This window comes from Piscibacillus sp. B03 (assembly GCF_052246295.1).
Taxonomy (GTDB): Bacteria; Bacillota; Bacilli; order Bacillales; family Alkalibacillaceae; genus Piscibacillus.
On the sequence record NZ_JBQQCO010000051.1, the window covers coordinates 1 to 4818 of the forward strand.

Annotated in this window: 6 protein-coding genes and 2 pseudogenes; all 8 read right to left on the reverse strand. The window is 37.5% G+C overall.

The genetic code is table 11. The annotated features are described in order from the left end of the window. Nucleotides 1-251: pseudogene (locus ACTWQB_RS16635) on the reverse strand (hypothetical protein); the annotation flags it as partial. Further along, on the reverse strand, nucleotides 251-643 hold the full coding sequence (locus ACTWQB_RS16640) for an HK97-gp10 family putative phage morphogenesis protein (RefSeq protein ID WP_443140286.1): 393 nt from the start codon (nucleotides 641-643) through the stop codon (nucleotides 251-253). The pseudogene ACTWQB_RS16635 and the gene ACTWQB_RS16640, both read right to left, overlap by 1 nt. Further along, a complete protein-coding gene (locus tag ACTWQB_RS16645) occupies nucleotides 640-1008 on the reverse strand; it encodes a phage head completion protein (RefSeq protein ID WP_443140287.1) in 369 nt (122 codons plus the stop codon). The genes ACTWQB_RS16640 and ACTWQB_RS16645 overlap by 4 nt, the downstream gene beginning before the upstream one ends. 1 nt (nucleotide 1009) lies before the next feature. Continuing rightward, nucleotides 1010-1285 carry a phage gp6-like head-tail connector protein gene (locus ACTWQB_RS16650; protein ID WP_443140291.1) on the reverse strand — a complete coding sequence of 92 codons (276 nt, stop codon included), beginning with the start codon at nucleotides 1283-1285 and terminating at the stop codon, nucleotides 1010-1012. 58 nt (nucleotides 1286-1343) lie between these two features. Further along, nucleotides 1344-2492: a phage major capsid protein gene (locus tag ACTWQB_RS16655; RefSeq protein ID WP_443140288.1), complete on the reverse strand. Its 1149-nt coding sequence runs from the start codon at nucleotides 2490-2492 to the stop codon at nucleotides 1344-1346. A gap of 20 nt (nucleotides 2493-2512) precedes the next feature. Further along, complete coding sequence (locus ACTWQB_RS16660; protein WP_443140289.1) at nucleotides 2513-3277, reverse strand: head maturation protease, ClpP-related; 765 nt, start codon at nucleotides 3275-3277, stop codon at nucleotides 2513-2515. Beyond that, nucleotides 3274-4410, reverse strand: a complete 1137-nt coding sequence (locus ACTWQB_RS16665; protein ID WP_443140290.1) for a phage portal protein — start codon at nucleotides 4408-4410, stop codon at nucleotides 3274-3276. Before ACTWQB_RS16665 ends, ACTWQB_RS16660 begins: the two co-directional genes overlap by 4 nt. Nucleotides 4411-4425: 15 nt before the next feature. After that, nucleotides 4426-4818: pseudogene (locus ACTWQB_RS16670) on the reverse strand (terminase large subunit); the annotation flags it as partial.

Genomic DNA, 4818 nt, shown 5'->3' on the forward strand with positions numbered 1-4818 from the left:
ATCCTTCGAGCTACTAAATTACGATCTGTTTTATCTAGAGACCACACTTCAATCTGATAAAGATAATCTTCGGTTAACCATTGATTATCGGCGTAGTCTGAAGGTAACGGAGGATCTAATGGATCAATCACAATAAACGGTCCCTCTTTTAAATCGTCTGTATCTGGGTATTCGTAAAACTTAATGCGCTGACCAACTTTTTCTTGAATAAGTGAATCAGCCATAAACGCTTCATAAAATTGATACTCCATCAAATCCCCCTTTCAATGGCTTCTTTGACAACCTGACGATACTTTCTTTCAGCATTGCGTAAAGCTCTTGCAATAGCTCCTTTTCCTCGTGGGTTCGGATTTTGAACGGTTCCAAACTCGTTTAAATGAATAATGCGATAACGATCCTTTGGTCCTTTCCAATGTACTTTGACAGTTCGCACACCAGCTTCCCACATCGGTTCAGATATGGTGATTTCATCAATAGATGCCCCGGTATCTTTAAAGGATTCAAACTGACTTTTCAATTCCTTAACAAATACTTCAGCCCCTTTTTTCAATGCGTCATCACTTATGCGTTGCATTGCTTGTTTACCCAGGCGCTGTTCCAGTTCTTTTATTAACTGATTTAAACCGGTAATCTTGACACTCATGATGATAGACTCGCAATCACATTAATAAATGATTTTTCTTGAAGGTCTGGCTGCGCATCTTTAATGTTATAATGTTTACCTTTGTATTCTGGAGCGTCAATTTCGACATAATGTTTATTTGTTGGAATATATTCAGCTTGTGGATCTCGAATGGTGATGGTGATATCGGATAACGTTCCATTCGCTTTCGCTTGTTCTAAATCTCTTAACCACACCTTGTCAATTTTAGCCCAAGTGCTAAAAAGGACTTTCTTTTTTTCTTGACCAGGTTCAGGTCCTTCTTTAGGCACATATTTATAAAAGATAACAGGTGTTCTAAGTTCGCCACTATGAACACGCGGAGGTTTATATTCAAATCGCCTCATCTTATCCACCTCCATCAGTGGTTGTTTCATCTTCCATTCGATTTAATTCAATATCGATCCCTAAGCTAGTAATCTCACTCAAAAAATTATCTTCAAAATATTCTAGTGCATCGTTATAGATATAACGTGTTCGTTCGAACACCAATTCTTTAGCACGATTATCGATATCTGTTTCACCGGTTATATCGAATGGCCCACAATTACTTTGAATTGCAGAAACAGAAAAGGACAACAATCTCTTTAAATTGTCGTCCTCTCCACTGTGTGTAATGTGCATTCGTTCTTTAAATTCCTTTAGAATATCTTGAGTGATTTCTTCCAATCACATCACCTCATTACGCGCTTGTTGTAGTAGTGGTCGTTGTTGTGCCACCCAAATCTAAATCATATACCGCAGCTGCATTATTATCTTTCGGTTTACCAGTTGCGTATTGTTTAGCGATATAAACTGTTGCATCTTCAAGCGCTAATGTTTGTTCAAACTTTTTAATTGGATCACGACCGCCCATAGCAGCTAAATATTCTCCTTGCAAGAAGAATAATACTTTTCCTTCAGGCACAAAAATAGATTCATAATCTTTGAAGTTAAGAGGATAGTTGGTAACATAAACACCACTTGCGTTTTGAATAGTCGCATTAGCTTTAATACGAAAACTGTTTTTAGGGTTCATCACCATGACCAGTTTGTTTTCTACTTTGCGAACTTGCTCTTCTCCATTCGCATCTGTATAGATGGCTAAGTTTTCAGCCACACCTGCTAATTCATCAATCATGGTTTCGCCACGTTTAAATGTTAATGTACCAGATGATGGTTTATCAGAAACGGCCCCGGTTTCACTATCAACATTTTTAAGTAAACCAATTGGTTGATTTTGACCAGTACCCGCAACAAATCCTTGTTCCAAACCAACAGCCATTGCTTCAGTCATCATCGTACGAACATATCGTTCAATCCATTCAGGTCCTAACTTAAGCATATCGTTAGAAAGTGGGATAAACGCTGTTAGTTTCAATTGACTAATAGAGACTTTTCGAAACGCTGCATTTAACTGACCTTTTATGCCATCAAATAAAGGCCCCCATACGGCTGCACCTTCTGGATTACTAAAAATATACTCCGTCACAGCTCCAAGGTTTTGCAAGCCAAGCGCATCTAATAACGGATGTTCTTTGCGTAAATCTTCAAACACGCGTTCTTGAGTAGTTACTGGAAGCATTTCTTTATCTGTAAATCCACCTTCTTCGACTACTGCATTAAAAAATTTGTATTCATCCGAAGTAAGGACATTCTGACCACGTGACTGAAGAACAGCATTATCTGCCATTTGAGTATTAACTTGATTTAGAATATCTGATTGAACATCTTGGGCTAAAGATTCAAGCATTTCATTGAGTGCTTGTGATTGTTCCTCTTCTGTTCCTTCTTTAGTTGCTTTCGCAAACGCTAATTTCTTCTCTTCAAAATTATTGAATTTAATTGTCATGATTTCATTCCTCCAATATTTTATAAATTTAAAAAGAGCTCTGAAAGATTCCGTTTTGGTTCCGGATCTAATTCAGGCTCTTCAGATTCTTGGTTATTCGATTGTGGCTTGGCTTGGGCTGCATACTTTGCAACAAGCCTTTCTTTGAAGTTCTCAAATTCATCATCTTCACCCTCATCATCATCTAAATCTTCAAGTGATGGGATTTCAATCTCATCTCCAACTACATCAGCCAATCCAAAGGCGACAGCTTCATCAGCTGTTAAAAACGTTTCGTCATCTAACAATTGATTCAATTCTTCATCTGTTCCAACAAAACGTTTCTTGTATGATGCCGCTAAAGCTGAATCAATTTTGCGTAGATCAGCCCCTGTTTTTTCAAATACATCCGCATTACCATATTCAATCGTGCTTGCTCGGTGAATCATCATCATGGTGTTTTCAGGCATAATGATTTTATCACCTGCCATAGCAATTACTGACGCAGCACTCGCAGCTAACCCATCCACATGAACTACAATTTCAGCCTTATGACTTTTTAATAGATTACCAATCGCCACACCATCAAACGCTGACCCACCTGGTGAATTAATATGAACGTGAATTGTTTCAGCATCAACACCATGCAAACGACGTTTAATGCCCTGGGCACTGTTTTCGCTAAACAGAAATCCACCAATCGGGCCATAAATATAAAGCTGTGCTTCTTTGTTATCGTCCTTCGTTTCCAATCGAATGCTTGACTTCTTATTCATCATATTTTTGAGTTCTTCTTTCCAGTTCATTCTTGATCACCCCCTTCAAGTAAATCTGCTAATTCAGTATAGTTTTTCGTGATGATATGTTTATCCAATAATTCATCATCTGACCTCTCATAACCCGCCTCCTCTCTTATCTCATTTCCAGTAAACGCAGAAGATGAGATGAGTTTATCAATTGCTGAAGCTAGGTCAAACAAGTCGCGGTAAGAAACACGTCTAATATCCAATCGTTCTCCATTCATAAAGGCTGTTTTAGTGATGAATTTACCACTTAACTCATCTTTAACTTTTTTAAGGATTGGATCAATACAAAATGTCATGTAATTACGTGTGCTTTTTTCTACATCAGCCATTTCTCCACGGACTAAAGCCGGTGGTATTCCTAAGGCTCTGGCCACATGGTCTAAAAAGCCATTTGTGATTTTATTAATTTCCTCAACACTGGTTGAAGATCGATCCGTTTTTTCGTTGTAAGTAAATCCTTTTTGTTGCGGGATGATGGCAAACGTCTTTTTCTTAACCGCTTCATACATTCGATTAATGAAATTTTGCAATCTAGTTGAGGTGTCTTTATCTTTAGCATAAGACCCCTCTGTATCAACGGTTGCTCTTATTTGATTATTGTGTAATTGAAATTCAAGCATTCGTCCAAACAGCTCGCCATAATCAGCATATAAACTATTAATTAAACGTGATAGATCTACATTGCTATAAGTTATATAAATCACATCACTCGATAAAAAAGTTCGTCGGAATGTATAGTTTTTCACGGTTACATCTCTAAAAACATCATCCTTCATCGCATACTCTGTTCTCGAAAAATCATCCGCAATCAACAGATCATCGGTATCGGTTTTCACAATCAAAACTTCATTATCATGAATGAGCTTGTAAACAAATGTTTCCCAAAACTCACTTGCTGACTGGTTGCGGTTGGGTCGAACGTTAAACTTGTAATAAAACTCATCATATTGAACGTCACCTTGCTTTTTAATTCGAAATTCTGACTGGCTAATCGTTCGTGCGATTAAATTAACGCAAGTCGCAATTGCTAAGCGTTTATAATAAACGCGATCCGATGTATCATCTAACAAATCAATATCATACATAAAATCAAGCTCATCATAATTTCGTGTAAAAATGTCTAATAAACCCAAATAGTTTTCACCCCCTTAAAAAGCAATATCATCTAAGAAGAAATCTTCTTCCTCTTCTAAAACATTATCCGCTTCAAACAAAGCGTGAATAAATGCCTGGAACCCATCCGTTTTACGTCTAACTTCATCTTTCTTCAGGTATTCTTTGTTACCATCTTTCTTAATTTTGACGTACACATTATTGGTGTACCAACGCATGAGTGGGTTATCTCCAAAGATGACATTATGATTAGCAAAGATTGTCTCAACTCTTGGGGCTAATTTGCTGTGAATTGCTTTAGGATTTCGAATATAAATCAGTTCAAACCCTTCCGCTTCTAATGCGGTTTTGACCAAATCCAGCCTAAATGTATCGGCCACGATTCTGTTAACCCCGTAATGTTCACGCATTTCCACAAACCAATCAAC